General features: G+C 71.5%; 14 protein-coding genes and 1 pseudogene. 13 read left to right on the top strand and 2 right to left on the bottom strand.

What is annotated here, in order from left to right; all coding sequences use genetic code 11:
- Positions 1–30 precede the first annotated feature (30 nt).
- Positions 31–969: an SDR family NAD(P)-dependent oxidoreductase gene (locus tag KIH74_RS19335; protein WP_214157372.1), complete on the top strand. Its 939-nt coding sequence runs from the start codon at positions 31–33 to the stop codon at positions 967–969.
- On the opposite strand, the gene KIH74_RS19340 is transcribed toward KIH74_RS19335, so the two are convergent.
- Complete coding sequence (locus tag KIH74_RS19340) at positions 966–1,919, bottom strand: hypothetical protein (protein ID WP_214157373.1); 954 nt, start codon at positions 1,917–1,919, stop codon at positions 966–968. The two genes, KIH74_RS19335 and KIH74_RS19340, sit on opposite strands and share 4 nt — an antisense overlap.
- Before the next feature lie 104 nt (positions 1,920–2,023).
- Between KIH74_RS19340 and KIH74_RS19345 the strand changes: the two genes are divergently transcribed.
- Together KIH74_RS19345 and hisB are read left to right on the top strand one after the other, a co-directional pair.
- A complete protein-coding gene (locus KIH74_RS19345) occupies positions 2,024–3,163 on the top strand; it encodes a histidinol-phosphate transaminase (RefSeq protein WP_214157374.1) in 1,140 nt (379 codons plus the stop codon).
- Between the two features lie 103 nt (positions 3,164–3,266).
- Entirely contained in the window at positions 3,267–3,866 is a 600-nt protein-coding gene (gene hisB, locus KIH74_RS19350; RefSeq protein WP_214157375.1) for an imidazoleglycerol-phosphate dehydratase HisB, read from the top strand.
- 46 nt (positions 3,867–3,912) lie between these two features.
- On the opposite strand, the gene KIH74_RS19355 is transcribed toward hisB, so the two are convergent.
- Entirely contained in the window at positions 3,913–4,860 is a 948-nt protein-coding gene (locus tag KIH74_RS19355) for a LysR family transcriptional regulator (RefSeq protein ID WP_214157376.1), read from the bottom strand.
- 94 nt (positions 4,861–4,954) lie between these two features.
- Here KIH74_RS19355 and KIH74_RS19360 point away from each other — a divergent pair, with 94 nt between their 5' ends.
- From KIH74_RS19360 to rplT, 10 genes and pseudogenes are all read left to right on the top strand, one after another.
- Positions 4,955–5,650, top strand: a complete 696-nt coding sequence (locus tag KIH74_RS19360; RefSeq protein WP_214157377.1) for a succinate dehydrogenase cytochrome b subunit — start codon at positions 4,955–4,957, stop codon at positions 5,648–5,650.
- A 1-nt stretch (position 5,651) separates the two neighbouring features.
- Positions 5,652–7,640: a fumarate reductase/succinate dehydrogenase flavoprotein subunit gene (locus tag KIH74_RS19365; protein ID WP_214157378.1), complete on the top strand. Its 1,989-nt coding sequence runs from the start codon at positions 5,652–5,654 to the stop codon at positions 7,638–7,640.
- 33 nt (positions 7,641–7,673) lie between these two features.
- Entirely contained in the window at positions 7,674–8,453 is a 780-nt protein-coding gene (locus KIH74_RS19370; RefSeq protein WP_214157379.1) for a succinate dehydrogenase/fumarate reductase iron-sulfur subunit, read from the top strand.
- A 66-nt stretch (positions 8,454–8,519) separates the two neighbouring features.
- On the top strand, positions 8,520–9,167 hold the full coding sequence (gene hisH, locus KIH74_RS19375) for an imidazole glycerol phosphate synthase subunit HisH (RefSeq protein ID WP_214157380.1): 648 nt from the start codon (positions 8,520–8,522) through the stop codon (positions 9,165–9,167).
- A 111-nt stretch (positions 9,168–9,278) separates the two neighbouring features.
- Entirely contained in the window at positions 9,279–10,031 is a 753-nt protein-coding gene (gene priA, locus KIH74_RS19380) for a bifunctional 1-(5-phosphoribosyl)-5-((5-phosphoribosylamino)methylideneamino)imidazole-4-carboxamide isomerase/phosphoribosylanthranilate isomerase PriA (protein ID WP_214157381.1), read from the top strand.
- A gap of 5 nt (positions 10,032–10,036) precedes the next feature.
- Entirely contained in the window at positions 10,037–10,774 is a 738-nt protein-coding gene (locus KIH74_RS19385) for an SseB family protein (RefSeq protein ID WP_214157382.1), read from the top strand.
- Positions 10,775–10,824: 50 nt separating this feature from the next.
- Positions 10,825–12,129: an MFS transporter gene (locus tag KIH74_RS19390; protein ID WP_214157383.1), complete on the top strand. Its 1,305-nt coding sequence runs from the start codon at positions 10,825–10,827 to the stop codon at positions 12,127–12,129.
- 183 nt (positions 12,130–12,312) lie between these two features.
- Positions 12,313–12,951, top strand: a pseudogene (gene infC, locus KIH74_RS39270) (translation initiation factor IF-3); the annotation flags it as partial.
- A 722-nt stretch (positions 12,952–13,673) separates the two neighbouring features.
- Positions 13,674–13,868 carry a 50S ribosomal protein L35 gene (gene rpmI, locus KIH74_RS19400; protein WP_214157385.1) on the top strand — a complete coding sequence of 65 codons (195 nt, stop codon included), beginning with the start codon at positions 13,674–13,676 and terminating at the stop codon, positions 13,866–13,868.
- 63 nt (positions 13,869–13,931) lie between these two features.
- Positions 13,932–14,312, top strand: a complete 381-nt coding sequence (rplT, locus tag KIH74_RS19405) for a 50S ribosomal protein L20 (protein ID WP_214157386.1) — start codon at positions 13,932–13,934, stop codon at positions 14,310–14,312.
- The last annotated feature ends 17 nt before the right edge of the window (positions 14,313–14,329 follow it).

Consider the following 14,329-nt stretch of genomic DNA (forward strand, 5'->3'; position numbering starts at 1 on the left):
CGCGGACCATCCTGGGAAGGCCGGAAGATCATGACACTCTTCACCACCCCGTTCGGCGAGGAATCCACCGCCGCGCAGGTCCTGGCCGGGGTCGACCTCGGCGGGCGGCGCGCCGTCGTCACCGGCGCCGCCTCGGGGATCGGCGTCGAGACCGCCCGAGCCCTGGCGGAGGCCGGGGCCGAGGTCACCCTCGCCGTGCGGAACACCGAGGCCGGGCAGGAGGTCTCGCGACGGATCCCGGGCAGCCGGGTGGAGCGCCTCGACCTGGCCGACCAGGACTCCGTGGCCGCGTTCGCCCGGCGGTGGCAGGGGCCGCTGCACATCCTGGTCAACAACGCCGGGGTGATGGCCAGCCCGTTCGCGCGCACCCCGCAGGGCTGGGAGATGCAGTTCGCCACCAACCACCTGGGCCACTTCGCCCTGGCCCACCGGCTGCACGACGCGCTCGCCGCCGCCGGTGACGCCCGGGTGGTGGCGGTCAGCTCCAGCGCCCACCACCGCGCGGGTGTCGACTTCGACGACATCCACTTCGAGCGCCGTGAGTACCTGCCCTGGACGGCCTACGGGCAGTCCAAGACCGCCAACGTGCTGTTCGCGGTCGAGGGGGCGAAACGCTGGGCGGGAGAAGGCATCACGGTCAACGCGCTGAACCCGGGCGGCATCCGCACCAACCTCCAGCGACACGTCAGCGAGGCCGAGCTGGACGCCCTGCGCCGGGCCGCGAGCTCGGCCGGTGAGGAACTGCGCTGGAAGAGCGTGGAGCAGGGGGCCGCGACGTCCGTGCTGCTGGCGGCCTCACCGCTGGTGAAGGGCGTCACCGGCAGGTACTTCGACGACTGCCACGAGGCCCCGGTGGGGCAGTTCGGCGCCCGGCACGGGGTCTCGCCGCACGCCCTCGACCCGGAGGCGGCCGCCCGGCTGTGGGAGTACTCGGTGGCCGAGCTCGGCCTCCAGGGACTCAGTCTCTAGCCTCTGGGACCGGTCTTCCCGCGCACCACGGCCATCGCCTCCAGCACCGACCGGTCGGGCACCCGGCCGCGGTCGAAGGCCCGCAACGCCTCGTCCACCGAGAAGCCGGCCGCCCACCAGTCGGCCGGGTGGATGCCGTCCGGCCCGGCCAGCCGGGCGACCGGGTGCCAGCGCTCCCACCGGGTGCTCGGGTCCAGGCCGTCGCCGGTGACCGGCGAGAACAGCAGCGGGGTCTGCGCCGGGTGCGAGATCCAGCCCGCCGTCTCCCATTCCGGCACCTCGTGGATCCAGCGCCCGCCGAGCACCACGTCGATCCACTCGCCGGCCATGCCCACCATCCCGCCGCGCGCCGTCACCACGGTCTCGAACAGGGTGAACGGAACGTAGCGCTGGGCCTGGAGCAGAGCGGTGCCCGGATCGACGCCCAGCGGCGAGGTGAGGTAGGGCCGCAGCGTGTCCAGCACCTGCGGCCGGCCGAGACGGCGCAGCTCGGTGACGGTGATGCCGGCCAGCCAGTCCCGGTCGCCCGGGCGCAGCCGGGCCCAGGCGACCAGCCCGGCGAACGGCAGCTCGGCGCGGCGCGGCAGGTCGGGACGGTTCTCCGGCGGGGTCCAGCGGCGTTCCGGGGCGGCCGGGTCGGGACGGGCCTCGTCCACCGGCACCGGGTCGGGCACCAGCCGGCGCGGCCGCTCGAACCGCACCAGCCGGCGCAGATGGGCCGGGGTCCAGCCGAGCCCGGCCAGTTCCTGGGCCTCCTCGCGGGTCAGCACCCGCGAGGTCAGGTACGCCTCGGTGCGGTCGCCACCGGTGACCCGCTGATAGGCCGCCGCCAACTGTGGACGACGAAAAGCCCACCCGGCCGCGAGTACCGGGAGCACACCCCTGCCGTCGGCCTCGCCGACCTGATTCACGCCCGGCCCTCCTGACCCGTGGATCTCCTGCGGGGTCATGCTAGGCCGTGCTCCTGGACGCAGGTGCAGGCCAGGGGCTGTGTGGGGGACATGCCCGCAGTCGCCACAGAGGGGTGTCAGACTCGCTCGTTAGACTCCCGCCCGTGAGCAACGAGTCCAGGGCCGAGGTTCTCGCCCGCCTGCCGCTGCGCGACGACCTGCGGGGCCGCACCCCGTACGGCGCGCCGCAGCTCGACGTGCCGGTGCGGCTGAACACCAACGAGAACAGCTACGACGTGCCGGCCGAGGTGGCCGCCGCGATCGTCGAGGCCGTCCGGCAGGAGGCCGGCCATCTGAACCGGTACCCCGACCGTGAGTTCACCCAGCTGCGCGAGGACCTGGCCAACTACCTCGGGCACGACCTGGAGGCCGACCAGATCTGGGCCGCCAACGGCTCCAACGAGGTGCTCCAGCAGTTGCTCCAGGCGTTCGGTGGCCCGGGCCGCACGGTGCTCGGCTTCGCCCCGAGCTACTCGATGCACCCGATCATCACCGTCGGCACCGGCGCCACCTGGGTGGACGGCAAGCGCGGGAGGGCCGGTCAGGCCACCGACGACCCGAACCAGTTCGACCTGCACGTGGCCGAGACGGTCGAGCAGATCGAGCGGGTGAAGCCGGCGGTCACCTTCCTCTGCTCGCCGAACAACCCGACCGGCACCGCGCTCGACCTCGACGTGGTGAAGGCCGCCTACGACGCCACCGACGGCATCGTCATCGTCGACGAGGCCTACACCGAGTTCGCCCGCACGGGCACGGCGAGTGCACTGACGCTGCTGCCCGGCCGCGAGCGGCTGGTGGTCAGCCGCACCATGAGCAAGGCCTTCGCCCTGGCCGGAGCCCGGGTCGGCTACCTGGCCGCCGACCCCGCGGTCACCGACGCGATCCGCCTGGTGCGCCTGCCCTACCACCTGTCCTCGCTCACCCAGGCCGCCGCCCGGGCCGCGCTCTGGCACTCCGACGTGCTGCTCGACACCGTCGAGGCGATCAAGCGCGACCGCGACCGCATCGTCACCTCGGTGCGCGAACTGGGACTGAACCCGGCGCCCAGCGACGCCAACTTCGTGCTGTTCGGCGGCCTGGCCGACGAGAAGGCGCTGTGGCGCTCGCTGCTCTCGCGCGGCGTGCTGATCCGCGACGTCGGCCTGCCCGGCTTCCTGCGGGTCTCGGCGGGCACCCCGGAAGAGACCACGATCTTCCTCGACGCCCTCGCCGACTCGCTGCTCGACGCGCCCGTCACGGTCTGAAAGAGCCTGTAGACAGCGGCAAATCATGGACGACGAGGAGCCCGCGCGGCCCTCGTCGTCCACCATTTCTTCTGAAGCACACGCAACCCCTGAGGAGACACCGATGGCCCGCACCGCCCGGATCGAGCGGACCACCAGCGAGTCGAGCGTGGTGGTCGAGCTGAACCTCGACGGCACCGGTGAGGCGAAGATCTCCACCGGCGTGGGTTTCTACGACCACATGCTGAACGCGCTGTCGAAGCACTCGCTGATCGACCTGACCGTGCAGGCCACCGGAGACCTGCACATCGACGCCCACCACACGGTGGAGGACGTGGCGATCGTGATCGGCGAGGCGCTGCGGGAGGCGCTCGGCGACAAGGCCGGCATCCGGCGCTTCGGCGACGCGATCGTGCCGCTCGACGAGGCGCTGGCCCAGGCCGTGGTCGACGTGTCCGGCCGGCCCTACTGCGTGCACACCGGCGAGCCCGAGGGCCAGCAGTACGTGCTGATCGGCGACCGCTACATCGGCTCGCTCACCCGGCACGCCCTGGAGTCGATCGCCCACCACGCCTCGATCGGCCTGCACGTGCGCGTGCTCGGCGGGCGCGACCCGCACCACATCGTGGAGGCCCAGTTCAAGGCGGTGGCCCGGGCCCTGCGGGTGGCGGTCGAGCCGGACCCCCGGGTCACCGGCATCCCGAGCACCAAGGGCGCGCTCTAGGGTCACGGGCCCGGAGTCACGGGCTTCTGGGCCACGGGCTTCTGAGTCATGGGCTCTCCGCCGGCGCGATCAGCTGGGTGCCCTGCGGCAGGGTGCCCTCGGTCGAGGCCGCACCCAGGTAATGCAGCAGCTCGGCCCGCAGCTCCTGCGCCGCCCGGGACGGCTGGGCACCGCGCCGGTGGGCCAGGCCGATGGTGCGCGACAGGCCGGGCGCGGCGATCGGGGTGACCCGGTGGGTGGTGCGCCCGGCCACCACGGTGCTGGGCACCACCGCCAGCCCGAGCCCGGCCTCCACCATGCTCAGCACGGCGTCCATCTCGCCGCCCTCCACGGCCAAGGTGGGCGCGAAACCCGCCCGGCGGCAGGCGCTCACGGTCACCTCGCGCAGTTCGTAACCGGTCCGGAACATCACCAGCGGCCGGCCGCGCAGCTGGGCGATCGCGATCGGGCGGCCGTCGGTGGGGGCGGGCTCGCGCGGCGACGACACCACCACCAGGTCCTCCCGCAGCAGCGGAACCGTCTCCAGCGCCGGGTCGTCCGCGTGCAGCGGCAGCACCAGCAGCGCCAGGTCGATCAGCCCGGAAGCGGTCTTGGCCACCAGGTCACGCGATCCGCTCTCCTCCAGCACCAGCCGGATGGCCGGGTAGCGCCGGCGGTAGCGCCGGGCCACCTCGGGCAGCAGGCCGGTGAGCAGGCTCGGCGTCGCGCCCAGCCGCACCCGGCCGCTGCGCAGCTGGATCAGCTCGCGCACCTCCTGCTGGGCGGTCTCCACGTCGGCGGTGATGCGCTGGGCGATGGGCAGCAGCGCCTCACCCGCGGGGGTCAGCGTGATGTTGCCGCGCACCCGGTCGAAGAGCTCGGCGCCGAGTGATGATTCCAACGCCCGGATCTGTTGCGAGAGCGAGGGCTGGGCGATCTCCAGCAGCTGCGCCGCCCGGGTGAAGTGCTTCGTTTCCGCGACAGTGAGGAAATACACGAGCTGCTGTATTTGCACGAGCACAGGGTAACCAGGTCGATAGTCTGTCTCTATCGAGAACCTATGACTCATCTCTTGGACCTAATCAGCCTCTAGGGCCTACCTTGCCGCCGTGGTAGAGACGCTGAGCAAGAACCCGCGCGTGACGGGATTCGGCACCCTGCACCGCTCGACCATCGGGCGGAAGATGATCATGGCCGTCACGGGCCTGATCATGCTGGCGTTCGTCGTCGTGCACATGATCGGCAACCTGAAGATCTTCTTCGGCGAGACCGAGTTCAACGAGTACGCCGCCTGGCTGCGCACCATCGGTGAGCCGGCTCTCCACGAGGCCTGGTACCTCTGGATCCAGCGGGCGGTCCTGACCGTGGCGCTGGTGCTGCACATCTGGGCCGCGATCACGCTGTCCAAGCACGACGTGCGGGCCCGGCCGGTGAAGTACCACGCGAAGCGCAAGGGTGGTTACGCCACCTCGACCATGCGCTGGGGCGGCGTCACGCTGCTGCTCTTCATCGTCTGGCACATCCTCGACATGACCACCGGCACGGTGAACCCGGCCACCTCGCACGAGCCCTACGAGCGGATCACCGCCGGGTTCGACCAGTGGTGGAACGTCGTCATCTACACCCTGGCCATGGGCGCCCTGTGCATGCACATCTGGCACGGGCTCTGGAGCGCGGCCAACACTCTGGGCTGGAACCGGGCCACCACCGCGTCCTTCCGCACCTTCGCGGTCGTGTTCGCGTTGCTGGTGGCCTTCGGGTTCCTGCTGATTCCCTACAGCGTCGTCTTCGGGTTGGTGGATTGAGATGCCTGACTCCTCGGCAAAATTCGTCGGTGAGGGCGAGTTCTTCACGGTCGGTGACCCGGTCACCGACGACAAGGCCCCCGACGGTGACATCGAGACCCGCTGGGACCGGCGCAAGTTCGCGTCCAAGCTGGTCAACCCGGCGAACCGGCGCAAGCACAAGGTGATCGTGGTGGGCACCGGCCTGGCCGGCGGCGCCGCGGGCGCCTCGCTGGCCGAGCAGGGCTACCACGTGGTGCAGTTCTGCTTCCAGGACTCGCCCCGCCGCGCGCACTCGATCGCCGCGCAGGGCGGCATCAACGCCGCGAAGAACTACCGCAACGACGGCGACTCGATCTACCGGCTGTTCTACGACACGGTGAAGGGTGGCGACTTCCGCGGCCGGGAGTCGAACATCTACCGGCTGGCCGAGAACAGCGTGAAGATCATCGACCAGTGCGTGGCGCAGGGCGTGCCGTTCGCCCGCGAGTACTCCGGTCTGCTCGACACCCGCTCCTTCGGCGGGGTGCAGGTGCAGCGCACCTTCTACGCCCGCGGCCAGACGGGCCAGCAGCTGCTGATCGGTGCCTACCAGGCGCTGTCGAAGCAGATCGACGCCGGCAACGTGGAGATGTACGCCCGGCACGAGATGCTCGACCTGATCATCGTCGACGGCCGCGCTCGCGGCATCGTCGCCCGCAACCTGGTCACCGGTGAGCTGTCCACCCACCTCGGTGACGCCGTGGTGCTGGCGACCGGTGGCTACGGCAACGTCTTCTTCCTCTCCACGAACGCGAAAGGCTCCAACACCAGCGCGATCTGGCGGGCCCACCGGCGCGGCGCCTACTTCGGCAACCCCTGCTACACGCAGATCCACCCGACCTGCATCCCGCGCTCCGGTGACCACCAGTCCAAGCTCACGCTGATGAGCGAGTCGCTGCGCAACGACGGCCGGATCTGGGTGCCCAAGCAGATGGGCGACACCCGCCCACCGGCCGACATCCCCGAGGACGAGCGCGACTACTACCTGGAGCGCATCTACCCGGCGTTCGGCAACCTGGTCCCGCGCGACATCGCCTCCCGCGCCGCGAAGAACGTCTGCGACGAGGGCCGCGGCGTCGGCCCCGGCGGGCAGGGCGTCTACCTCGACTTCGCCGACGCGATCAAGCGGATGGGCGAGCCGGCGGTGCGCGAGAAGTACGGCAATCTCTTCGACATGTACGCCCGGATCACCTCCGAGAACCCGTACAAGCAGCCGATGCGCATCTACCCGGCCGTGCACTACACGATGGGCGGGCTGTGGGTGGACTACGACCTCCAGACCACCATCCCCGGCCTGTTCGCGGCGGGTGAGGCCAACTTCTCCGACCACGGCGCCAACCGGCTCGGCGCGTCCGCGCTGATGCAGGGTCTGTCCGACGGCTACTTCATCCTGCCGACGGTGCTGAACAACTACATCGGCAGCCAGAAGTTCGCCGCGGTCGCCCCGGACGCCCCTGAGGTGGCCGAGGTCGAGACGCTGGTGAAGGAGCGCATCGAGAAGCTGCTCTCGATCAACGGCGACCGCACGGTGGACTCGTTCCACCGCGAGCTCGGCCAGATCATGTGGGACTACTGCGGCATGGCCCGCAACGACGCCGGGCTGCGCAAGGCGATCAGCGAGATCCGGCACCTGCGCGACGAGTTCTGGAAGCGGGTGAAGGTGCCCGGCACCGGCGCCGAGCTCAACCAGTCGCTCGAGAAGGCCAACCGGGTGGCCGATTTCATCGAGCTCGGTGAGCTGATGTGCATCGACGCGCTGATGCGGGAGGAGTCGTGCGGCGGGCACTTCCGCGAGGAGTCACAGACCCCCGACGGCGAGGCGGCCCGTCAGGACGAGAAGTTCTCGTTCGTCGCGGCCTGGGAGTACGGCGGCCAGGGCCGGTTCGGCACGACCGGCGGCGACCCGGTGCTGCACCAGGAAGAACTCGTCTTCGACTACGTCCACCCGGCCCAGCGCAGCTACGCCTGATCCTCGCCCTGATCCTCGAAAGGCCTTACTCCGATGAAGCTCAAGCTGAAGATCTGGCGCCAGCGGAACGCCTCCGACGAGGGCGCCATGGTCGACTACGACATCGACGGGGTCTCCCCGGACATGTCGTTCCTGGAGATGCTCGACACGCTCAACGAGAAGCTGATCCTCGACGGCGAGGACCCGGTCGCCTTCGACCACGACTGCCGTGAGGGCATCTGCGGCAGCTGCGGCGTGGTGATCAACGGCGACGCGCACGGGCCCGAGCAGACCACCGCCTGCCAGCTGCACATGCGCGCGTTCTCGGACGGCGAGGAGATCGTCATCGAGCCGTGGCGCGCGGCGCCGTTCCCGGTGATCAAGGACCTGGTGGTGAACCGCGGCGCCTTCGACCGGATCATCGGCGCGGGCGGCTACATCACCGCTCCCACCGGTTCCGCGCCGGAGGGCAACAGCACCCGCATCCCCAAGCCCGACGCCGACGCCGCGTTCGCCAACGCCACCTGCATCGGCTGCGGCGCCTGCGTCGCGGCCTGCCCGAACGGCTCGGCCTCGCTGTTCGTCTCGGCCAAGGTCACCCACTTGAACCTGCTGCCCCAGGGCCAGCCGGAGCGCACCTCCCGGGTGATGAACATGGTCGAGCAGATGGACGCCGAGGGCTTCGGCGGCTGCACCAACACCGGCATGTGCACGGTCTCCTGCCCCAAGGAGATCCCGTTCATGAGCATCACCAACCTGAACAAGGAGTACCGCCGGGCGGTGCGCGAGACCACCAAGGCCCGCGCGGTGCAGGCCAAGGCCAACCCGAGCTGATGCTCACGCGGGTTGCATCCGCTCCTGCGTGATCTGGGTGCAACCCGCGTTCACTAGACTTCAGCCATGACTTCACCCCAGGTCGTCGTGCTCGACTACGGCTCCGGCAACGTCCGGTCCGCCGTACGCGCCCTGGAACGGGCCGGTGCCACGGTCGAGCTCACCGCCGACTTCAGCACCGCCCTGAACGCCGAGGGTCTGGTCGTGCCCGGCGTCGGTGCCTTCGCCTCGGTCGCCGACCAGCTGCGCGCGGTCGGCGGCCACCGGCTGATCGGCCGCCGCCTGGCCGGGGGCCGCCCGGTGCTCGGCATCTGTGTCGGCCTCCAGGTGCTGTTCGAGAACTCCGTCGAGTTCGGCCGCGACGACGTGCCCGGCCTGGGCGAGTGGCCCGGCACCGTCGAGTTGCTGCCCTCCAACGTCGTGCCGCACATGGGCTGGAACGTCGTCGACGTGCCCGACGACTCGAAGCTGTTCGCCGGCATCGAGCGCGAGCGGTTCTACTTCGTGCACTCCTACGCCGTGCAGAAGTGGGAGCTGCCCTCACCCGGCGACCCCCTCGCGGTGCTCAAGCCCCCGCTGGTCACCTGGTCCGAGCACGGCGGCCGGTTCGTCGCCGCGGTCGAGAACGGCCCGCTGTCGGCCACCCAGTTCCACCCGGAGAAGTCCGGCGACGCGGGCATCCAGCTGCTGCGCAACTGGCTCGGCACGGTGTAGCCGCGGGGAACCGCCCCTGGCCGCGGTGGTCACGGCGGCGCGATAGCGTGGACGCCGACTTCTGGACCGGCCGGTGACCGGCCGGTGGCACCACGTGGAAAGGGTCCCTCCATGTCTGAAGCCGCCGCCGCCCCCGGCCGGCTCGAGCTCCTCCCCGCCATCGACGTCGTCGACGGCCAGGCCGTGCGCCTGGTGCAGGGCGAGGCCGGCAGCGAGACCGGCTACGGCGATCCGCTGGAGGCCGCGCTGAACTGGCAGCGCGCCGGTGCCGAGTGGATCCACCTGGTCGACCTGGACGCGGCGTTCGGCCGCGGCTCCAACCGCGACCTGCTGGCCCGGGTCTGCGAGCGGATGAGCGAGCTCGGCGTGAAGGTCGAGATGTCCGGCGGCATCCGCGACGACGCGAGCCTGGAGGCCGTCATGGCCACCGGCTGCCGCCGCGTCAACCTGGGCACCGCCGCGCTGGAGAACCCGGACTGGACCCGCGACGCGATCAAGCAGTACGGCGACCGGATCGCCGTCGGCCTCGACGTGCGCGGCACCGAGCTGGCCGGCCGCGGCTGGACCAGCAAGGGCGGTGACCTGTACGACCGGCTGGCCCGCCTGGACGAAGACGGCTGCGCCCGTTACGTGGTCACCGACGTCACCAAGGACGGCACGCTGAAGGGCCCGAACCTGGACCTGCTGGCCGAGGTCTGCCGGCGCACCGACAAGCCGGTGGTGGCCTCCGGCGGCATCTCCAACCTCGACGACATCGCCGCCCTGCGCGCCCTGGTGAAGATCGGCGTCGAGGGGGCAATCGTCGGAAAGGCGCTGTACAGCGGCGCTTTCACCCTTGAGCAGGCCCTCCACGTAGCCGGGTGAGACAGATGTCCCACGCGATCAACCCGCATCACGACACCGACTCGGCCGGCACCCCCTGGTCCGGCCGCACCCTCACCGCCCAGCCCTTCCCGGGCGACGACGGAACCGCCGACGAGGCCCTCACCGCCGCGCTCGCGACCGGTGACCTGACCGCGATCACCCGGGCCTGGGCGCCGACGCGCGTCCTGGTGCCGATCGTCGCGGTGCTGGGCGACGACGAGGCCGAGCTGGTCGCGACGCAGGGCGACAAGAGTGCCGACATGGCCCTGGTCACCCTGCTGGGTGAGGACGACGCCCGGGTGCTGCCCGTGTTCACCAGCGTGGCCGCGCTCCAGACCTGGAACCCGCAGGCCCGGCCGGTCCCGGTGGAGGCCGCGCGGGCCGCGCAGGCCGCTGTGGTGGAGGAGTGCCCGCGCATCGTCATCGACCCGGCCGGGGCCTCGGTGGAGCTGCCCCGCCCGGCGGTGTGGGCGGTGGCCCAGGGCCGGGAGTGGGTGCCCCCGGCCTCCGACCCGGACCTGCTGGCCGGGATCGCCGCGCTGGTCACCGCCGTGCCGCAGGTCAGGGCGCACCGCTGCGAGCCGGACGGCGACGCCGGCCTGGTCGTGGTGCTCGGCCTGCCGCCCGGCCTGGAGCGGGAGCAGGTGCGCGAGACCACCAGCCGGATCGGCGAGCTGCTGCTCACCGACCAGGTGGTGACCGAGCGCACCGACTCGGTGCGGCTGGCGGTCCGTTCCGTGTGATCGTCCCGACGGTTCTCACCCGCCCAGATCAATCCGGGTGAGAACTGTCGGTGGGGGAGGGCAGACTGCGGCTCGTGCTGCTCGCCCCGTACCGCGAACTCCTGCGTCGCCCCCTGGTTCTCCCGCTCTTCGTCACCGGCGTGCTGTGCCGCATGCCCAACAGCGCCGCCACCGTGGCGATCACCGTGTTCGTGGTCAGCGGCCTGGACCGCAGCTACGCGCAGGCCGGGCTGGTCGCGGCGGTGATGACGGTGGGGGCGGCGATCGGGGCGCCGTGGCGCGGCCGGCTGCTCGACCGGATCGGCCTGCGTCGCACGGTGGCGCCGTCGGTGCTGGTGGAGGGCGCGGTCTGGTTCGCCGTCCCGTTCCTGCCCTACCACCTGATCCTGGTCACGGCGTTCGTCGGGGGACTCCTGTCGATCCCGGTCTACATGGTGGTGCGGCAGGGCCTGAGCGTGCTCGCCGCCCCGTCGCAGCAGCGGGCGGCCTTCTCGCTGGACTCCATCTCGACCGAGCTGAGCTACCTGGTCGGCCCGGCCGCCGGTGCGGCCCTGGCCTCCACCTGGTCGCCGACGGGCACGGTGCTGCTGGTCGGCGGCACCACGGTCGCGGCGGGCCTCGGCCTGATGGTGTTCGACCCACCCCTGCGCCGACCGCACCCCGACCCGGTTCCCGGCCCCACCCCCGGCCCCACCCCGGCCGGCCGGTCCGACCTGGTCTCGCCCCGGCTGGTCGCCACCCTGGCCGCCACCGTGGTCGCCCTGGCGGTGATCGGCGCCACCGACGTCTCCGTGGTGGCGCTCAGCCGGGAGTCCGGGCAGATGCACCTGACCTGGGTGGTCTTCGTCGCCTGGTCGCTGTCGTCGATGACCGGCGCCGTGGTGTTCGGCGCCCTCGACCGTCCGGTCCCGGTGTTCGCCCTGGTGCTGGCGCTCTGCCTGCTGACCGCGCCGGCGGGCCTGGTCCCGGGCATCTGGTGGCTGGCCCTGGCCATCGTCCCGGCCGGGCTGCTCTGTGCTCCGGCCATGGCGGCGGCCGGGGCCGAGGTCAGCCGGCTGGTCCCGGAGCACCGGCGGGGCGAGGCGCTCGGCTGGTACGGCTCGGCCATGACGGTCGGCCTGGCCGCCGGCACACCGCTGGCCGGGTGGGCCATCGACCGGGCCGGTCCGGCGGCCGGTTTCGCCCTGACCGGGACGATCGGCGCTGCTGTCGCGGTCGTCGGCCTGATGCTGATACGCTTGGCCACTGACCGACCGAGTTCCGACGCAGAGCCTGCCCTAGCCGGTGAGTTCGCGACAGAGCACGGTGCGCCAAGTGGAGTCTCTCCCACCCGCCGTCAGCACACTCAGGTGTGAATGGCATCGGGTCCCGGTCCGCTCCTCCCGACCAGGAGGGGCCTCCTCGCCGCACGCGGCGGGGCTGTACGGCGACGGAATATCCGTCTGCCGTGTGACCGTTATTGAGGCTCCCGAGCGCCTGCGTCCGGGAGCCTTCTCCCGTTTGCCGGTGGTCTCCGAGTCCGTACGAAGGAGTAACACATCAGCGAGCCCCGGATTAACGACCGTATCCGCGTCCCAGAGGTGCGGCTGGTCGGCCCCAACGGGGAGCAGGTCGGCATCGTCCGGGTCGAAGACGCGTTGCGTCTCGCCCAGGAGGCCGACCTCGACCTCGTCGAAGTCGCGCCCCAGGCGCGGCCGCCGGTCTGCAAGCTCATGGACTTCGGCAAGTTCAAGTACGAGTCCGCGATCAAGGATCGCGAGGCCCGGAAGAACCAGGCCCACACGGTCCTCAAGGAAATCAGGCTTCGCCTCAAGATCGACCCGCACGACTACGCCACCAAGAAGGGGCACGTCGTCCGGTTCCTCAACGAGGGCGACAAGGTCAAGGTCATGATCATGTTCCGTGGCCGCGAGCAGTCGCGCCCGGAGATGGGCTACCGCCTGTTGCAGCGGATGGCTGCCGATGTGGCCGAAGAGGGCTACATCGAGAGCAACCCGAAGCAGGACGGCCGCAACATGGTCATGGTGATCGGCCCGCACAAGAAGAAGGCCGAGGCCAAGGCCGAGCAGAAGGACCAGCAGGCCGAGGAGAAGGCAGCCCGCGCCGAGCGCCGCCGCGAGGAGGCTCGCGAGGCCGCGGAGAAGGCCGCTGCCGCCGCTGCCGAGGAGAAGCCCGCGACCGTCGACGACGATGAGGAGCCCATCTTCATCAAGCGCGCGACGCCCCCGCCGTCGGCTGCCCCCGCGCCCGTGAGCTCCGGCCCGCCCGCGTACACGTCGTCCTCCCGTCCGTCCGGTGGCCCGCGCGGCGACCGCCCGGGTGGCCCCCGTGGCGACCGTCCGTCGTACGGCGACCGCTCGTCCGGCCCGCGTGGCGACCGCCCGTCTTACGGCGACCGTCCGTCCGGCCCGCGTGGCGACCGTCCCGGTGGCCCGTCCTCGCGTCCGGCTCCCGGTGGTGCGCCCCGTTCGGCTCCGGTCGGCGGAGCTCCGGCCGGGCGTCCGGCTCCGGTCAGCCGCCCGGCTCCGGCCGCCGGCACGCCGGGTGCGGCTCCGCGCCCCACCCCGGCGGCCACGGGCCCGCGTCCCACCCCCGGACCGCGCCCGACCCCGGCCTCGATGGGGCCGCGTCCCACCCCGGGCCCCGGCCCGCGACCGACCCCGGGCCCCGGCCCGCGCCCCGCGCCGCGTCCCACCCCGGGACCGGACGCCGAGGCGAAGCCCAAGGAGGAAGCCGCCAAGCCGGCGTCCTCCGAGCAGCAAGAGGCTGCCGACGCCTGACGGCGGCAGCCAGACCAGGTGCCCGGGCGGGCATCCCGACGAACGAGTTGCCCGCCCGGTCCCTAAACACCTTCCGCGTGCCGGACCACCCGCGCGCGGATCGATGAGGAGATACAGACGTGCCGAAGAACAAGACGCACAGCGGTTCGAAGAAGCGCTTCCGGGTGACCGGCAAGGGCAAGCTGATGCGTGAGCAGACGAATGCTCGTCACTACCTCGAGCACAAGTCCTCGAGCCGCACGCGTCGCCTGGCGTCCGACCAGCCCGTCGCCTCCGGCAACGTGAAGGCCATCAAGCGCCTGCTCGGCCTCTGACTCCCCGCTCACCGACCCCCGTCGCCGGTCCCTGACCGGTGATCAGAACCAAGGAGACTCCACGTGGCACGCGTCAAGCGGGCAGTCAACGCCCAGAAGAAGCGCCGCGAGGTCCTCGAGCGCGCCAGCGGTTACCGCGGCCAGCGCTCACGCCTCTACCGCAAGGCCAAAGAGCAGGTCACGCACTCGCTGGTCTACTCGTACCGCGACCGTCGTGCGCGCAAGGGTGACTTCCGCAAGCTGTGGATCCAGCGCATCAACGCTGCCGCCCGCGCCAACGGCATGACCTACAACCGGTTCATCCAGGGCCTGAAGGCCGCGGAGATCGAGGTCGACCGCCGCATGCTGGCCGAGCTGGCCGTGAACGACGAGGCCGCGTTCGCCGCGCTCGTCGTGCTGGCCAAGGACGCCCTGCCGGCCACCGCGGACACCACCGCGGCCTGAGTCTCTCGCCGGTCCCC

The organism is Kineosporia corallincola, assembly GCF_018499875.1.
In the GTDB taxonomy this organism is placed as follows: domain Bacteria; phylum Actinomycetota; class Actinomycetes; order Actinomycetales; family Kineosporiaceae; genus Kineosporia; species Kineosporia corallincola.